Source organism: Vibrio sp. D173a (assembly GCF_030248475.1).
In genome coordinates, this window is the sequence record NZ_JAHGAH010000565.1 from 1 (window position 1) to 779 (window position 779).

Below are 779 nucleotides of genomic sequence, written 5' to 3' on the forward strand. Positions count from 1 at the left end.
CGATTCTTGCCGGAATGCTTGGCAAAATACATCGCTTTGTCTGCGCAGCGTGTCAGTTCGGCAAGGTCTGTGGCATCGGTTGGATACATCGCTACACCAATACTCAAAGTGAGGGTGCCCACTTGGTTGTTAGTTAGGTTCTCGTTTTCAAATAACCCGCTTATCCTCTGTAAAATACCATCTAGATCTTTCTTACTTCGCACATCATAAAGCACTAATACAAACTCATCGCCAGCAAAACGGGCAATCGAATAGTCGTGGTTGTGGGTGGTTCTGTCTTTGTTGCGAACGTTATTTTTCAGACGTTGTGCAAAGTGCTGCAACACGCTATCGCCAACATCGTGTCCAAAGCTGTCATTGATGGTTTTAAAGTTATCAATATCTAAGAAGACTAAGGCGGTAACGCTGTTGTTCGGGTTGATGGTATTGAGTTTCTCTATTGCCCAACGTTCAAAGCTCCATCGATTAGCAAGCCCAGTCAATTGGTCACGGTAAGCCAGATCTTCAATCCCTTCTTGGTATAGGCGCTGAATGTAGCTGACAGCCTTGGTGTAATAGTATGAGGAGACATGACACACGGCACTCATGGTCACCAAGCTAAGAGAAAAGCGATGAGTACTGTTAAATGGCAGCGCGAATTTGGCGGGTAGTATTGTCATTAAGCAGCTGATAAAGATTAAGAAAGTCGTGCTGAGAATTAGCCCTATCCTGACTTCACTAATCAAGATCACTGCGGAAAGAATAGGCTAGAGCCATAAAACGCGAGCGGGGATTGTGCC

The 779-nt window shown here is 45.2% G+C and carries 1 pseudogene; it reads right to left on the reverse strand.

The annotated features are described in order from the left end of the window. Nucleotides 1–779: pseudogene (locus KIV40_RS27565) on the reverse strand (GGDEF domain-containing protein); the annotation flags it as partial.